Raw genomic sequence first — 15547 nt, 5'->3', positions numbered from 1 at the left:
AAAACAGGCGCTATATAAGCGCCTGTTTTAAAGTTATTACAGATAAAAACTTAGTGTTTTACTACGTCACCCTGGCCATCGGCCTTGGTCGCCGCGGCCGCCACGGCTTCCACCGGGGCGGTTTCCGTCAGCGCTTCCGGCTGGCGTTCCAGCGCGATTTCCAGCACTTTGTCGATCCAACGCACTGGCACGATTTCCAGCTTGTTTTTGACATTGTCCGGAATGTCGGCCAGATCCTTGACGTTCTGCTCAGGGATCAGCACGGTCTTGATGCCACCGCGCTGGGCCGCCAGCAGTTTTTCCTTCAAGCCGCCGATCGGCAGCACTTCGCCGCGCAGCGTGATCTCGCCGGTCATCGCCACATCGGCGCGCACCGGGATGCCGGTGAACACCGACACCATCGCCACCGTCATGGCGGCGCCGGCGGACGGGCCGTCCTTCGGCGTCGCGCCTTCCGGCACGTGAATGTGGATGTCGCTCTTCTCAAACACTTCGTTCTTGATGCCGAGTCGCTGCGCGCGGCTACGCACCACGGTGCGGGCTGCCTCGATCGACTCTTTCATCACGTCGCCCAGGGTGCCGGTGCGGATCACGCCGCCCTTGCCCGGCATCTGCACCGCCTCGATGGTCAGCAGATCGCCGCCCACCTCGGTCCACGCCAAGCCGACCACCTGGCCGATCTGGTTTTCCTTCTCGGCCACGCCGAAGTCGTAGCGGCGCACGCCCAGGAACTTGTCCAGGTTTTTCGGCGTGACGGTCACTTTCTTGTCCGACTTCTTCAACAGCAGCATCTTCACTACCTTGCGGCAGATTTTCGACACTTCGCGTTCCAGCGAACGCACACCGGCTTCGCGGGTGTAGTAACGCACGATGTCGCGCACGGTCGCTTCGCTGACCGAGATCTCGTCCTCTTTCAGGCCGTTGTTCTTGATCTGCTTCGGCAGCAGGTAGCGCTGGGCGATGCTGGTCTTCTCGTCCTCGGTGTAACCCGACAGGCGGATCACTTCCATCCGGTCCAGCAGCGCCGGCGGGATGTTGTACGAGTTCGAGGTCGCCACGAACATCACATCCGACAGGTCGAAGTCGACCTCGATGTAGTGGTCGGAGAAGGTGTGGTTCTGTTCAGGGTCCAGCACCTCCAGCAAGGCCGACGATGGATCGCCGCGGAAGTCCGCGCCCATCTTGTCGATCTCGTCGAGCAGGAACAGCGGGTTGCGCACGCCGACCTTGGCCAGCGATTGCAGCACCTTGCCCGGCATCGAGCCGATATAGGTACGGCGGTGGCCGCGAATCTCGGCCTCGTCGCGCACGCCACCCAGCGCCATGCGCACGAACTTGCGGTTGGTGGCGCGGGCGATCGACTGGCCCAGCGAGGTTTTACCCACGCCCGGAGGACCGACGAAGCACAGGATAGGCGCCTTCAGCTTGTCGACGCGCTGTTGCACCGCGAGGTATTCCAGGATGCGCTCTTTGACTTTTTCCAGGCCATAGTGGTCGCCTTCCAGCACTTTTTCAGCGTTGGACAGGTCGTTGTTGACCTTGGATTTTTTCTTCCATGGCAGGCTGACCAGGGTGTCGATGTAATTGCGCACCACGGTGGCTTCGGCCGACATCGGCGACATCAGCTTCAGTTTTTTCAGCTCGGCGGTTGCCTTGTCCAGCGCCTCTTTCGGCATCTTGGCCATGGCGACCTTTTTCTCCAGCTCGTCCAGGTCGGCGCCGTCTTCGCCCTCGCCCAGTTCCTTCTGGATGGCCTTGACCTGTTCGTTCAGGTAGTACTCGCGCTGCGACTTCTCCATCTGGCGCTTGACACGGCCACGGATGCGCTTCTCCACTTGCAGGATGTCGAGCTCGCCTTCGAGCTGGCCCAGCAGGTGCTCCAAGCGCTTGGCGACCGAGAAGATCTCCAGGATGACCTGTTTCTGTTCCAGCTTGAGCGGCAGGTGCGCCGCCACCGTGTCGGCCAGACGGCCCGCATCGTCGATGCCCGACAGCGAAGCCAGGATCTCCGGTGGAATCTTTTTGTTCAGCTTAACGTACTGGTCGAACTGCTGAACGATGGCGCGGCGCATGGCTTCGATTTCCGAATCGTCGCCCAGCTCGGATTCGAGCGGCGTCAGATCGGCCACGAAGTGCGTCGGCGTATCGGTGATTTTATTGATGCGCGCGCGCTGAGCGCCTTCGACCAGCACCTTCACGGTGCCGTCCGGCAGTTTCAGCATTTGCAGAATATTGGCCACGCAGCCGATCTCATAGATATCGGAAGCAGAAGGTTCGTCCTTGGCAGCGGCTTTTTGCGCGGCAAGCATGATGCTCTTGCCCTGCTCCATAGCGGCTTCCAGCGCCTTGATCGATTTTGGGCGCCCTACGAACAGCGGTATCACCATATGCGGAAATACGACGACGTCCCGCAGCGGCAATAACGGCAGTTGAGTTTGCTCAGTTAATTTGGAAGTTGTCATGGCGTACCTTATGTGAAAGCGTGATTATGATGTGGGCGCTGTTTTGCCAAATCACAAGACCGACCTGCAAGAAATAATTCCTCATATTAAAGAATGTTTTCCAAAGAAGCAGTCCACTCTAAAAGCCGGGCTAAATAAAAAAGCCACGCGCGACCGGGGTCACGTGTGGCTTTCCGAATGAAGCCTGAATTCTTTTATTGGTTTTGATTGTACCGCCTTGCCCCACGGATGCGAAATGAATTTTGCTGCTGAGCGGGGCAAGTGTGCACAAGTTATTTAATTCTCACCGGAGGCTTTGGCCTGCTCCTGATAAATCAACAAAGGTTTGGCGCCACTGGTGATGGTATTCTCATCAATAACCACTTTGGTGACATTGGTTTCATTCGGCAATTCATACATGGTATCGAGCAGCGCGTGCTCCAGGATGGAACGCAGGCCGCGGGCGCCGGTCTTGCGCGCCAGCGCTTTCTTGGCGATCGCGTGCAATGCCGCCGGGCGGATTTCCAGTTCCGCGCCTTCCATCTCCAGCAGCTTGGAGTACTGCTTGATCAGGGCGTTCTTCGGCTCGACCAGGATCTGGATCAGGGCTTCCTCGGTCAGCTCCGACAGCGTGGCCACCACCGGCAGACGGCCCACCAGCTCAGGGATCAGGCCGAACTTGATCAGATCTTCCGGCTCCGCTTCCATCAGCACCTCGCTGACGTTGCGCTCGGACTTGCTCTTCACCGAGGCGCCGAAACCGATGCCGGATTTCTCCGAACGGTTCTCGATCACCTTGGCCAGGCCGTCAAACGCGCCACCACAGATGAACATGATGTTGGTGGTGTCGATCTGCACGAAGTCCTGGTTAGGATGCTTGCGGCCGCCTTGTGGCGGCACCGAGGCCATGGTGCCTTCGATCAGCTTCAGCAACGCCTGCTGCACGCCCTCGCCCGACACGTCGCGGGTGATGGACGGGTTGTCCGACTTGCGCGAGATCTTGTCGATCTCATCGATGTAGACGATGCCGCGTTGTGCCTTGTCGACATCGTAGTTGCAGCTTTGCAACAGCTTCTGAATGATGTTCTCGACGTCCTCGCCCACGTAGCCGGCTTCGGTCAGGGTGGTGGCGTCGGCGATCACGAACGGCACGTTCAGCATGCGCGCCAGGGTCTGGGCCAGCAGGGTCTTGCCGGAGCCGGTAGGGCCGACCAGCAGGATATTGGACTTGGCCAGTTCGACGTCGTCCTTCTTGCCCAGGTGCTTGAGGCGCTTGTAATGGTTGTACACCGCCACCGACAGGATGCGCTTGGCGGTTTGCTGGCCGATCACGTACTGGTCCAGCAAGTCCTTGATTTCTTGCGGCGTCGGCAGGTCCGACTTGGCGCCCGTGACCGACTCGATGGCCGAGGTTTCATCGCGGATGATGTCATTGCACAGGTCGATGCACTCGTCGCAGATGAACACGGACGGACCGGCGATGAGTTTCTTCACCTCGTGCTGGCTTTTGCCGCAGAACGAGCAGTACAGAAGTTTTTCGCCGCTGGAGGATTTTTTGTCTGACATGGGCAGTTTTCTTTGGTTACAGGAAGCAAGTGATACAGTGCAATGCGGCCGGGAAACTCGGCCTACATGCACATGCTACCCGAAATAAAAACGAAACGCCCGAACGATTAATCGCCCGAGCGTTTTTTCTAGCAATGCTGCAAAGGATGCATCAAGCCCGGTTGGTCAACATTTTGTCGATCAAACCGTACTCTACCGCTTCTTCCGCCGACATGAAACGGTCACGATCGGTGTCTTTGGCGATCTGTTCAACGGTTTGGCCGCTGCGCTCCGCCATGATCGAGTTCAGGCGGTGACGCAGGTACAGGATTTCCTTGGCCTGGATCTCGATGTCCGAGGCCATGCCCTGCGAGCCGCCGGAAGGCTGGTGAATCATGATGCGCGAGTTCGGCAGCGAGAAGCGCTTGCCCTTGGCGCCGGCAGCCAGCAGGAACGCGCCCATCGAGGCGGCGATGCCGGTGCACAGGGTCGACACGTCAGGCTTGATGAACTGCATGGTGTCGTAGATCGCCAGACCGGCCGACACTGAGCCGCCTGGGGAGTTGATGTACAGCGAGATGTCCTTGTCTGGATTTTCGCTTTCCAAGAACAGCAGCTGGGCGACCACCAGATTGGCCATCTGGTCGTTGACCGGACCGACCATGAAGATAATACGTTCCTTGAGCAGGCGCGAGTAGATGTCGTAAGAGCGCTCGCCGCGACCGCTTTGTTCCACCACCATCGGCACCAGGCCGAGCATTTCGGTGTCCAACGCCGGATTTCGGTTCATACCAGTCATTCTATTTCCTTGTGAAGCAGCTTTAGGGGCCGGAAGGTTTATCTTACATCATCCGGCCCAAACTGAATTACGCTTGTGCGTTGCTTCCCATCAGTTCGTCAAAGGCGATTACCTTGGACGAAGTCTTCGACAGGCCCAGGACGTAGTTGACGACGTTTTCTTCCAATACAAGGGCTTCGACTTCGGCCAGGCGACGACGATCGCTGTAGTAGTACTTCAGCACTTCGCGCGGGTCTTCGTAGCTTTGTGCGAAGTCTTCGATCTGGGCTTTGACTTGCTCAGGCTGGGCTTGCAGGTTGTTCTCGCCAACCAGCTGCGACAGGATCAGGCCCAGGCGTACGCGACGCTCGGCTTTTTCCGCGAACAGTTCTGGTGGGAACGGCACGTCCTTGACGTTCATGCCGCGCTGCGCCATGTCCTGGCGGGTCATTTCGGCCAGACGCTCGGTGTCCTGGGCGATCAGCGATTTCGGCACTTCCAGGGTGGCGGTTTTCACCAGGGTTTCCATCACGGCTTCTTTGTTGCGTGCCTTCACGCGGCCGGCGACTTCACGCTCCAGGTTGACTTTGATGTCTTCGCGCATTTTGGCAACGTCGCCATCGGCCACGCCCAGCGATTTGGCGAACTCGGCGTCCACTTCCGGCAGGTGCGCCCATTCCAGCTTTTTCAGGGTGATGGTGAACGAGGCGGTTTTGCCGGCCACGTCCTTGCCATGGTAGTCCTCCGGGAAGGCCAGCGGGAAGGTCTTGGACTCGCCCACTTTCAGGCCGACGGTGGCGGCTTCGAATTCTGGCAGCATGCGGCCTTCGCCCAGCACGAACGGGTAGTCTTCGGCTTTACCGCCTGGGAATTCCACGCCGTCGATCGAGCCGACGAAGTCCACGGTCACGCGGTCGCCGTTGGCGGCGATGGCTTCGCCGCCGTCGCCGTGTTCACCGGCTTCGCCCTTGGTGTGGAAGTGCACGCGCTGCTTGCGCAGGATTTCGATGGTCTTGTCGATTTCAGCGTCGCTGACTTCGGCTTTGACGGTTTCGATTTCCACGGTGGTCAGGTCGCCGATTTCGACTTCCGGATAGACTTCGAAGGTCGCGTCGAAGGTCAGCACGCCGGCAGGCGATTCTTGCTTCGGTTCGATGTTCGGGTAGCCAGCTACGCGCAGCTGGTTTTCGTTTGCGGCGTCGTTGAAAGCGCGGCCAACTTTATCATTCAGCACTTCGGTTTCGATTTGATAACCGTATTGTGCTGCGACCATTTTCAGAGGAACTTTGCCCGGACGGAAGCCTGGTGCCTTAGCCGTTTTGGCTTGCACTTTCAGGCGCTTCTCAACTTCAGCGCGGACTTCGGTCAGCGGGAAGGAGATCGTGATACGACGTTCGAGTTTGCCCAAGGTTTCGACTGCAGTTGCCATGTTAAAAAATCGTCCAAAAAATAAAAAATACAGTTGGTGCGAGGAGGGGGACTCGAACCCCCACACCATTGCTGGCGTCAGGACCTAAACCTGGTGCGTCTACCAATTTCGCCATCCTCGCGGCTTGTTTGCACAAAAGCAAAGGGCGACCTGTAAGTGAAAAAGGGTCGCCCTCTTCCCGCCTCATAGCGGGAGCTTTCAACTTCAACACGGCATTCTAACGGTTTTTTCGCGGAATGGTGACGATTTTTACTATGTCGCCAACATTCCGCGTTTTTTTATCGTTTTCAGGGCTAAAAACGCCATTTTCAGGAGCATTGATCTCGCTCAAACCAGCCCTTCGAGCAGCCGAAGGCAGCGGCGCCTTTCTCGCGTCAGCCAGGCCGCTTCACCCTGAACCAAGCCGCATACAGCGCCGGCAAGAACAGCAAAGTCAACGCCGTCGCCAGTATCAGGCCGCCCATGATGGCCACCGCCATCGGGCCCCAGAACACGGAGCGCGACAAGGGGATCATCGCCAGCGCGGCGGCGGCGGCCGTCAGGATGATCGGACGGCAGCGGCGTACCGCGGATTCGACGATGGCGGTCCAGGCATCATGGCCCGCTTTGATGTCCTGCTCGATCTGGTCGACCAGGATCACCGAGTTACGGATGATCATGCCGAACAGCGCGATGATGCCCAGGTTGGCGACGAAGCCCAGCGGACGTCCCAGCACCAGCAGCGCCATCGCCGCCCCCGCCACGCCCAGCGGACCGGTCAGGAATACCAGCAGCGAACGCGAGAAACTGTGCAGTTGCAGCATCAGCAGCGTGAAGATCAGGAAGATCGCCAGCGGCAGGTTGGCCGCGATCGAGGCTTCCGCCGCGCCACTGTCCGAGGCCGCGCCTTTCACCGTGATGGCGTAGCCAGCCGGCAGCGCATCGCGCAGCGCCTTCAGTTGCGGCTCGATCTGGCCGGACACGGTCGGGCCCTGGATGTTGTCGGCCACGTCCGACTGCACGGTGATCGCCCAGTCGCGCCCTTCCCGCCACACCACGCCCGGCTCCCACACGAAGTGCGCGCGCGCCAGTTGGCTGATCGGCACCGACTTGCCACTGGCGGTCGGGATATTGGTGTCGTTCAGCACGGCGATGGTGTTGCGCTCCTCGATAGGCTGGCGGATCTGGATGTCGATCAGCTTGATGCCTTCGCGGAACTGGCCGATGGCCGTGCCGGACAGGATAGTGTTGGCCGCGCGCATCACCGTTTGCGAAGTCACGCCCAGCGCGCGCATCTTGTCCTGGTCCAGATCGAGGCGCAGCACCTTGATCGACTCATTCCAGTTGTCGTTGACGCCGATGGTGTTCGGATTGGCGCGCATGATGTCCTTCACCTGATCGGCAATCGCGCGCACCTTGTCCACCTCCGTGCCGGTGACGCGGAACTGCACCGGATACGGCACCGGCGGCCCGTTCGGCAGCAGCTTGACGCGGCCGCGCACCTCCGGGAAGTCATGCTTGAAGACGTTCACGATCTTCTCGCGCAGCGCGGCGCGGGCGTGCAGATCCTTCGGCAGCACCACGATTTGCGACACGTTCGTCTGCGGGAAAATCTGGTCCAACGGCAGGTAGAAACGCGGCGAACCGGTGCCCACATAACTGGTCACGCTGACCACGCCGTCCTGCTTGCGGATGAAGGCCTCAAACTTCTTCACCTGCGCCTCGTTGGCGGCGAAGGTGGTGCCTTCCGGCGTCCACATCTCCACCATCAGCTCGGGGCGACTGGAGTCCGGGAAGAACTGCTTCTCGATGAACTTGAAACCATACACGCCCAGCGCGAACACGGCCAGCGTGGCGCCGATCGTAATCCAGCGGTACTCCACGCACCAGTTGACCAGCGCGCGGAACTTGCGGAAGCCCGGCGTGTCGAACAGATCGTGTTCGCTGCCGCCGTCCGCGTGCGGCTTCACCTTGAGCAGCACGTAACCAAGGTAAGGCGTGAAGGTCACTGCCACCACCCACGAAATCACCAGCGCCAGCGCGTTCACCGAGAACAGCGAGAAGGTGTACTCGCCCGCCGCCGACTTGGCCAGGCCGATCGGCAGGAAGCCCGCCACCGTGATCAGGGTGCCGGTCAGCATCGGGATGGCGGTCGATTTGTAGGCGAAGGTGGCGGCGTCGAAGCGCGACATGCCCTCTTCCATTTTGCGCACCATCATTTCCACCGCGATGATGGCGTCGTCCACCAGCAGGCCCAGCGCGATGATCAGTGCGCCCAACGAAATCTTGTGCAGGTCGATGTCCAGCATGCGCATGAACAGGAAGGTCACCGACAGCACCAGCGGAATACTCAGCGCCACCACCAGGCCGGGACGCACGTCCAGCCGCAGCTTGGGCTTGCTGTGCAGGCCCAGCGCGACGAAGCTCACGGCCAGCACAATCAGCACCGCCTCGATCAGCGTGTGGACGAACTCGCCCACCGAGGCTTTCACCGCCTCCGGCTGGTCGGACACACGCTCCAGCTCGATGCCGACCGGCAGCTTGGCCTTCATCTCGCGCACGGTTTTCTCCATGTGCTTGCCAAGCTGGATGATGTTGCCGCCCTTCTCCATCGACACGCCAAGGCCGATCACTTCCTTGCCGTTGAAACGCATCTTGTTGCCCGGCGGGTCTTGATACTCGCGCTTGATGGTGGCGAAGTCGCCCAGGCGGAAAGTGGTGCCGTTGGCGCGCAGCTCCAGGTCTTCAAGGTCTTTCACCGTTTTCAGCGCGCCGGTCACCCGCACTTGCAGGTTATCGGTCGGCGTCACCAGCACGCCGGTGGCCTCCACCGTGTTCTGGGTGGCGATCTGGTTGACGATGGCCTCGAACGGAATGCCCAGTTGGGCGAATTTCTTGTGCGAGAACTCGATATTGATCTTCTCGTCCTGCACGCCAAACAGCTCGACCTTGGACACCAGCGGCACGGCCAGCAATTGCTGGCGCACGAAATCGGCGTAATCCTTCATCTCGGCATAGGTGAAGCCGTCGCCGGACAGGGCAAAGATGGAGCCGTAGGTATCGCCGAACTCGTCGTTGAAGAACGGCCCCTGCACGCCGGACGGCAGCGTGCCGCGGATATCGCCGATCTTCTTGCGTACCTGATACCAGGACTGCGCCACTTCCTTGGGCGGCGCCGATTCGCGCAGCTTGAGGATGATGGTGGTCTCGCCCGGCTTGGAATAACTGGAGATTTCGTCGATGTCCGGCGTTTCCTGGAGCTTCTTCTCCAGCTTGTCGGTAACCTGCTCGGCCATTTGCAGCGAGGTCGCGCCCGGCCAGTTGGCCCGCACCACCATGGCGCGGAAAGTGAACGGCGGATCTTCATCCTGGCCGAGGTTGGAATAGCTGAGCGCGCCGCCGATCAGCAGCACCGCGATCAGGTAACGGGTCAGCGGGATATGCTCCAGCGCCCAGCGAGAGAGGTTGAATCCTTCCTTCATTTGGCGGCCTTCGGCAAGTCGTTACCCAGGATCTTGACCTTCTGACCCGGCTTCAGCAGGTTGACGCCGGCCGTCACCACGGTCTGGCCCGGCTTCACGCCGCTGGACAGCACGATATCGTTGCCGGCCACGCCGCCGATGGTCACCGGCACCAGCTTGACGGCGCCGTTTTCCACCACCCACACCGAGGTGGCGGATTTTTCATAGAACAACGCGGTCAGCGGCACCTTGATCTGCGGCACCGGCGTCTTGGAAGCGAACTGCACCACCGCCGTCATCCCCAGCTTGGCCTCGGCCAGCGAATCGGGAATCGACACCTTGACCGTGTAGGTGCGGGTGGACGGGTCGGCCACCGGCGAAATTTCACGGATCTTGCCGGGCACGGCGTTCTTCGGATCGGCCCACAGGCGCACTTGCACATCCGGCACGCGGCGCAGGGTCTCGACCTTGTCTTCCGGAATGCCGATCACGATCTCCTTCTCGCCCGACTTGGCGACATTGACCACCGGCGTGCCGGCCGCCACCACCTGGCCGATTTCGGCATTCACCGCCGTCACCACGCCGTCCACGTCCGACAGCAGTGCGGCGTAGCCGGCCTGATTGGACTGGCCGCGCCAGGCCGCCTGCGAGGCGTCGACATTGGCCTGCGCCGATTTGTAGGTCGACTCCTTGGCATCCAGCACCGCCTGGCTGACGAAGCTCTTGCTGCGCAGTTCCTGATAGCGCTGGAGCTCGGCCTTGGCCAGGTCGCGGTTGGTTTCGGCGGCGCGCAGGTTGGCCAGCGCCTGGGCCTGCGACAGTTGCAGGTCTTGCGGATCAAGCTGCATCAGCACCTGGCCCTTCCTGACCAGCGTGCCGACGTCCACCTTGCGGCTGACAATCTTGCCGCCGACCCGGAAGCCCAAACGGGATTCCACCCGCGCCTTCACTTCGCCGGAAAACTCGGCATTGACATCCACGTCGCTGCTGACCAGCGAAATGGCGCGCACCGGGCGGATATCTTCGGTTTTCTCCGCCGGTTTGGAACAGGCGCCCAGCAGGACCAGCGCCGAGGCGGCGACCAGCACATTTTTGAGAGTAGTCACGACAGCTTCCTTTTAATGACTGAAAGGTTATTTATTCATTATAAGCTGAACAATGCTCTTTGCAAATGACCTGAGCGTCATTAATTTCAAGCACGAATACTTGCTCTCATTTCAAGATAGCACTACCATTACGCGCTGGAAACCAAATCATGCCCGGCAACTGCCGCCTTCCCGTTTATGCCGGTCGATCACTACGAAAACTTCCCTGTCGCCTCGATTTTGCTGCCCAAACGCCTGCGTCCGGCGGTGGAGGCCATTTACGCCTTCGCCCGCAGCGCCGACGACCTGGCTGACGAGGGCGATGCCGGGCCGGAAGAGCGGCTGGCGGCGCTGAATGCTTACGAGGCGGCGCTGGCGCGCATCGAGCAAGGCGCGACCGATCACCAGCCCATGTTCGAGCGGCTGGCGCAGGTGGTGCGGGAGTACCAGATGCCGCTCAAGCCGCTGTATGAGCTGCTGTCGGCCTTCAAGCAAGACGTGGTGGTATCGCGCTACCAGACCTTTGACGCGTTGCTGGACTACTGCGCCCGCTCGGCCAACCCGGTCGGCTTCATGATGCTGCACCTGTACGGCGCAGCAGACGAACAGAACGTGCGCGACTCGGACGCCATCTGCACGGCGCTCCAGTTGATCAATTTCCTGCAAGACGTGGCGATCGACCTGCACAAGGAGCGTATCTACATTCCGCTGGAAGATCTGAACCGCTACGCGATTTCGCCGGCGGCGCTGGATCACGCGAGCGCGCGGCCGCGCTGGCGTTCGCTGATGCGGTTTGAAGTGGATCGCGCGCGCAAGCTGATGCTGAGCGGCGCGCCGCTGGCCTTGCGCCTGCCGGGCCGCATCGGCTTCGAGTTGCGCATGGTGGTGCAAGGCGGCCTGCGCATCCTGGACGCCATCGAGGCGGCAGAGTACGACGTGTTCCTGCATCGCCCCAAGCTGAGCAAGCGCGACTGGCTGGGCATTTTCTGGTCGGCCGTGCGCATGAAAAAACACCTGCGAACCGCACTCCGCGCCGCTTGATTTCCCTTAATTGACGCCGCAGATGCGAGTCATATACTCGCAAGATGGCTGAAGACATGACCCGAGAAGAGGTGGACGCAAAAATCGTGGCGAGCGAAGCCCGCACCGATACCAGTTTTGCGGCCCTGATAGGCAAATTGGACGTGCTGATTGCGCGCATGGACAACTTTGACCTCGAATTACGTCAGATCAAAGCGGACATGGCGGATTTGAAGAAAACCATCATTCTCACCATCGTCAGCACCGGCCTCGCAGTCGTATTCGGCGTGGCGGGCTTCAATGCGACGCTGCTCAATAATATGACCGCCTCGTTCGAGTCGGGCAAGGACGCGGGGCAATGGCGGAGCGAAGTCAATCAGAGGCTGGACCAAACCAATCAGCGGCTCGACCAAACCATTCAGAGGGTCGATCAAACCAATCAAAAGCTGGACGAAACGATCCGGAAACTCGATGAGATGCTCGCGGCGCATGAGGCCCGGCTAAATGAAATCAGCGCCGACGTCAAAGCCCTCAAACAGGAGCGAGCGTCTGGGCGGAAATGATTTTCTGCTCGCGCTCTTGCGGCGTCGGCACCGAGGAGGACGGGGGCGCGGCTTTCGGCGCGGCGGCCGGAGCTTGTGGCTTGGATTGTTTCAGCACGAACTCGCGCAGCGAGGCCGCTTCCGACACCGACAGCGCCGTCTGACAATTCACGCCCTCGTTGGAAATCTGCCATTCCTGATACTCGCCGGTATTCAGGGTGCGCTGCTTCTGCTCGTCGAGCAGCTTGCAACGGCTGGCGACCGCCTTGGCCTCATCCAGATGCTGGGTGTAATACGTGGCCGTTTTCATGGGCGCCGTATCTTCCGCAGACGAGCCCTCACATCCAGCGAGCACTGGAATAATGGTCAAGGCTGCAACAATCTGCGACTTCATACGTATGCGTTCTCCCGAAAAGGTAACACATTGTATCCTTAAATCACGCTACGTTGCATCAGGCGGTCCTTTTAGCTCCACCACATTGCCTTCCGGATCAGTCACATAGATTGACGGCCCCTCGCCTTCCGCCCCGTAGCGCGACTCCACCGCCCCCGCTTCCACGCCATGCGTCGCCAGATGCGCCCGGATGGCGTCCGCATCGAAAGGTTCCACCCGCAGGCAGAAATGATCCATGTTACGCCCCTCCGCGCCAGGCGCCGCGCCGCCCATGCGGCCCAGCTTGCCATCCAGCGGCACCAGGTCGATCAGCGAACTGCCGGCGCGCAGCTGCACCAGCCCGATCTCGTCCTGCCGCTTCTCGATCGGACAGCCCAGCGCGCCGCAGTAAAAGTCCAGCATGCGCGCCAGATCCGTCACCCGCAGCACAATATGATCGATTTCCCGAATACAAATCACGAACACCTCCGCCATTTAGTCAACTCATTCCTATAGAATAGCGGCTTCGAACAGTCCTTGCTTTTTTATTCATGTCTCCCGACGACTACTGCCAGCAAAAGACCGCACAAAGCGGCTCCAGTTTTTACTACAGCTTCCTGTTCCTGCCGCCGGAGCGTCGCCGCGCCATCACCGCCCTGTACGCGTTCTGCCGCGAAGTGGACGACACCGTCGACGAGTGCACCGATGAATCCATCGCCCGCATCAAGCTGGCCTGGTGGCGCAAGGAAATCAGCAACATGTACGCCGGCCAGCAGACCCACCCGGTCACACTGGCGCTGCAACCGCACCTCCAGCCCTACAACCTGAAAGAGGAACATCTGCAAGCCATCATCGACGGCATGGAGATGGACCTCAACCAGACCCGCTACCTCGATTACGCGGCGCTGAGCAAATACTGCTGGCATGTGGCCAGCGTGGTCGGCATCCTGTCGGCCAGCATCTTTGGCGTGACCAACCCGCAAACCCTGCAATTCGCGGAAAAGCTGGGCCACGCCTTCCAGCTGACCAACATCATCCGCGACGTCGGCGAAGATGCGCGCAAAGGCCGTATCTACCTGCCGATCAACGAGCTGCAACAGTTCAACGTCACCGCCGCCGAGATCCTGAACGCCAAACACAGCGACAAGTTCGAAAAGCTGATGGCGTTCCAGATCGCCCGCGCGCAACAGGCCTATGACGAGGCCTTCGCCCTGCTGCCGAAAGAAGACCGGCGCGCCCAGCGCCCCGGTCTGATGATGGCCGCCATCTACCGCACCCTGCTGACCGAAGTGGAAGCCGATGGTTACCACGTGCTGGAACATCGCATCTCGCTGACGCCGATCCGGAAACTCTGGCTGGCCTGGAAGACCTACATCCGTGGCTGACCCGCACATCGCCGGCACCCCGGCCGACAAGCGCGGCCAGGCGGATACCGGCCTGGTGGCGCGCTCGATCGCCGTCGTCGGCGCCGGCTGGGCCGGGTGCGCGGCCGCCGTCGAGCTGGCGCGCGCCGGCTACAAAGTCACCCTGCTGGAAGCGGCCCGCACCCTGGGTGGCCGCGCCCGCCGCGTCGACACCGACCGCAAGCAGCTCGACAACGGCCAGCACATCCTGCTGGGCGCCTACAGCGAAACCCTGCGCCTGATCAAGCTGGCCGGCATCGATCACCAGCAAGCCCTGCTGACGCTGCCGCTGCAAATGCGCTATCCGCCCAACACCGGCGGCATGGACTTCGCGGCGCCCGCGCTGCCGCTGCCGGCGCCCCTGCATCTGGCCGCCGCCCTGCTGCGCGCCAAGGGATTGCGGCGCGAAGACAAGCTCAGCCTGGCGCGCTTCTCGACCACCGCGCGCTGGATGGGCTGGCAACTCAACACCGATTGCAGCGTCAGCGAGCTGCTGGAGCGCTTCGACCAGACGCCGCGCCTGATCCAGCTGATGTGGCGCCCGCTATGCCTGGCCGCGCTGAACACGCCGCCAGAGCGCGCCTCGGCCCGGATCTTCCTCAACGTGCTGCGCGACAGCCTGGGCGCCAGGCGCCGCGCCTCCGACATGCTGCTGCCGCGCGTCGACCTGAGCGCCCTGTTCCCCGAAGCCGCCGCCCGCTACGTGACGGAACACGGCGGCACGGTGCGCAGCGGCGCCAAGGTCAACGGCCTGCGCTCGATCGAAGGCCGCCTGTGGCAGCTGGACATCAGCGGCGCGGCGGTCGGCGGCACCTGGAGCACGTATTTCAGCGGTGTGGTGCTGGCCACCGGCGCCAGCCAGGCCGCCGCCCTGCTGCACGACATCCCGGATGCCGACACCTCCGCCCTGTGCGGCCAGCTGACCGCCTTCGAGCCGGAAGCCATCACCACCGTCTACCTGCAATACGACGCCGCCACCCGGCTGGAACTGCCATTCCACGCCCTGCTGGACGACTTGGACAGCCACCAGTACGGCCAGTTCGTGTTCGACCGCGGCCAGCTGGACGCCAGCCAGGCCGGTCTGCTGGCGGTGGTGATCAGCGCCTCCGGTCCGGCCGCCGCCCAGCCGCAGGAATTGCTGGCCGAAGCGGTGGCGGTCCAGCTGGCGGTGGCATTCCAGCGCCCGGAACTGGGCCGTCCGGCCTGGTTCAAGGTTATCACCGAGAAACGCGCCACCTACGCCAGCGCGCCCGGCCTGGCGCGCCCGGCCAACGCCACCGGCCTGCCGGGACTGGCGCTGGCCGGCGACTACACCGCCGGCGACTACCCGGCCACGCTGGAATCGGCGGTCCGCAGCGGCGTGGCCGCCGCCCGCTTGCTGCAAGGAGACGCCGTCCAGTAGCCGAATTTGGTCGCCTGTTCCGCGTTTTGCGCATCCTGTCACATGCCGGTGGCGTCTGGACGGCGAGCTGCGTACAGTTGCACCATCGG

At 61.4% G+C, this 15547-nt stretch carries 12 protein-coding genes and 1 tRNA gene; 4 read left to right on the top strand and 9 right to left on the bottom strand.

Annotated elements, in window-relative coordinates; translation table 11 throughout:
- Nucleotides 1-50 precede the first annotated feature (50 nt).
- The 7 genes from lon to GM676_RS00875 form a co-directional block, all read right to left on the bottom strand.
- The gene (lon, locus tag GM676_RS00905; protein ID WP_155461496.1) at nucleotides 51-2462 is read right to left on the bottom strand and encodes an endopeptidase La; all 2412 of its coding nucleotides are present in this window, start codon (nucleotides 2460-2462) and stop codon (nucleotides 51-53) included.
- Between the two features lie 276 nt (nucleotides 2463-2738).
- A complete protein-coding gene (clpX, locus tag GM676_RS00900; protein WP_155461495.1) occupies nucleotides 2739-4007 on the bottom strand; it encodes an ATP-dependent Clp protease ATP-binding subunit ClpX in 1269 nt (422 codons plus the stop codon).
- A gap of 151 nt (nucleotides 4008-4158) precedes the next feature.
- Nucleotides 4159-4776 carry an ATP-dependent Clp endopeptidase proteolytic subunit ClpP gene (gene clpP, locus GM676_RS00895; protein ID WP_371866049.1) on the bottom strand — a complete coding sequence of 206 codons (618 nt, stop codon included), beginning with the start codon at nucleotides 4774-4776 and terminating at the stop codon, nucleotides 4159-4161.
- A 76-nt stretch (nucleotides 4777-4852) separates the two neighbouring features.
- Nucleotides 4853-6193 (bottom strand): trigger factor, encoded by a 1341-nt coding sequence (tig, locus tag GM676_RS00890; protein WP_155461494.1) that lies wholly within the window; start codon nucleotides 6191-6193, stop codon nucleotides 4853-4855.
- Between the two features lie 34 nt (nucleotides 6194-6227).
- Nucleotides 6228-6314: transfer RNA gene (locus GM676_RS00885), tRNA-Leu, on the bottom strand.
- Between the two features lie 253 nt (nucleotides 6315-6567).
- On the bottom strand, nucleotides 6568-9654 hold the full coding sequence (locus GM676_RS00880) for an efflux RND transporter permease subunit (protein ID WP_155461493.1): 3087 nt from the start codon (nucleotides 9652-9654) through the stop codon (nucleotides 6568-6570).
- A complete protein-coding gene (locus GM676_RS00875; RefSeq protein WP_371866048.1) occupies nucleotides 9651-10739 on the bottom strand; it encodes an efflux RND transporter periplasmic adaptor subunit in 1089 nt (362 codons plus the stop codon). The genes GM676_RS00880 and GM676_RS00875 overlap by 4 nt, the downstream gene beginning before the upstream one ends.
- A 177-nt stretch (nucleotides 10740-10916) precedes the next feature.
- Here GM676_RS00875 and hpnC point away from each other — a divergent pair, with 177 nt between their 5' ends.
- Nucleotides 10917-11759 (top strand): squalene synthase HpnC, encoded by an 843-nt coding sequence (hpnC, locus tag GM676_RS00870; protein WP_155461492.1) that lies wholly within the window; start codon nucleotides 10917-10919, stop codon nucleotides 11757-11759.
- A 56-nt stretch (nucleotides 11760-11815) separates the two neighbouring features.
- A complete protein-coding gene (locus tag GM676_RS00865; protein WP_155461491.1) occupies nucleotides 11816-12301 on the top strand; it encodes a hypothetical protein in 486 nt (161 codons plus the stop codon).
- Here the strand turns inward: GM676_RS00865 and GM676_RS00860 are convergent.
- Nucleotides 12270-12590 (bottom strand): hypothetical protein, encoded by a 321-nt coding sequence (locus tag GM676_RS00860; RefSeq protein ID WP_155461490.1) that lies wholly within the window; start codon nucleotides 12588-12590, stop codon nucleotides 12270-12272. The two genes, GM676_RS00865 and GM676_RS00860, sit on opposite strands and share 32 nt — an antisense overlap.
- 132 nt (nucleotides 12591-12722) lie before the next feature.
- A complete protein-coding gene (locus GM676_RS00855; protein WP_155461489.1) occupies nucleotides 12723-13148 on the bottom strand; it encodes a VOC family protein in 426 nt (141 codons plus the stop codon).
- 56 nt (nucleotides 13149-13204) lie between these two features.
- Here GM676_RS00855 and hpnD point away from each other — a divergent pair, with 56 nt between their 5' ends.
- A complete protein-coding gene (hpnD, locus tag GM676_RS00850) occupies nucleotides 13205-14038 on the top strand; it encodes a presqualene diphosphate synthase HpnD (RefSeq protein WP_155461488.1) in 834 nt (277 codons plus the stop codon).
- 7 nt (nucleotides 14039-14045) lie between these two features.
- Nucleotides 14046-15458, top strand: a complete 1413-nt coding sequence (gene hpnE, locus GM676_RS00845; RefSeq protein ID WP_371866085.1) for a hydroxysqualene dehydroxylase HpnE — start codon at nucleotides 14046-14048, stop codon at nucleotides 15456-15458.
- Nucleotides 15459-15547 lie beyond the last annotated feature (89 nt).

Source organism: Duganella radicis (assembly GCF_009720825.1).
Lineage (GTDB): Bacteria > Pseudomonadota > Gammaproteobacteria > Burkholderiales > Burkholderiaceae_D > Rugamonas > Rugamonas radicis.
Note: the sequence above shows the minus strand (reverse complement) of the source record. Positions and strands in the feature narration are given on the sequence as shown.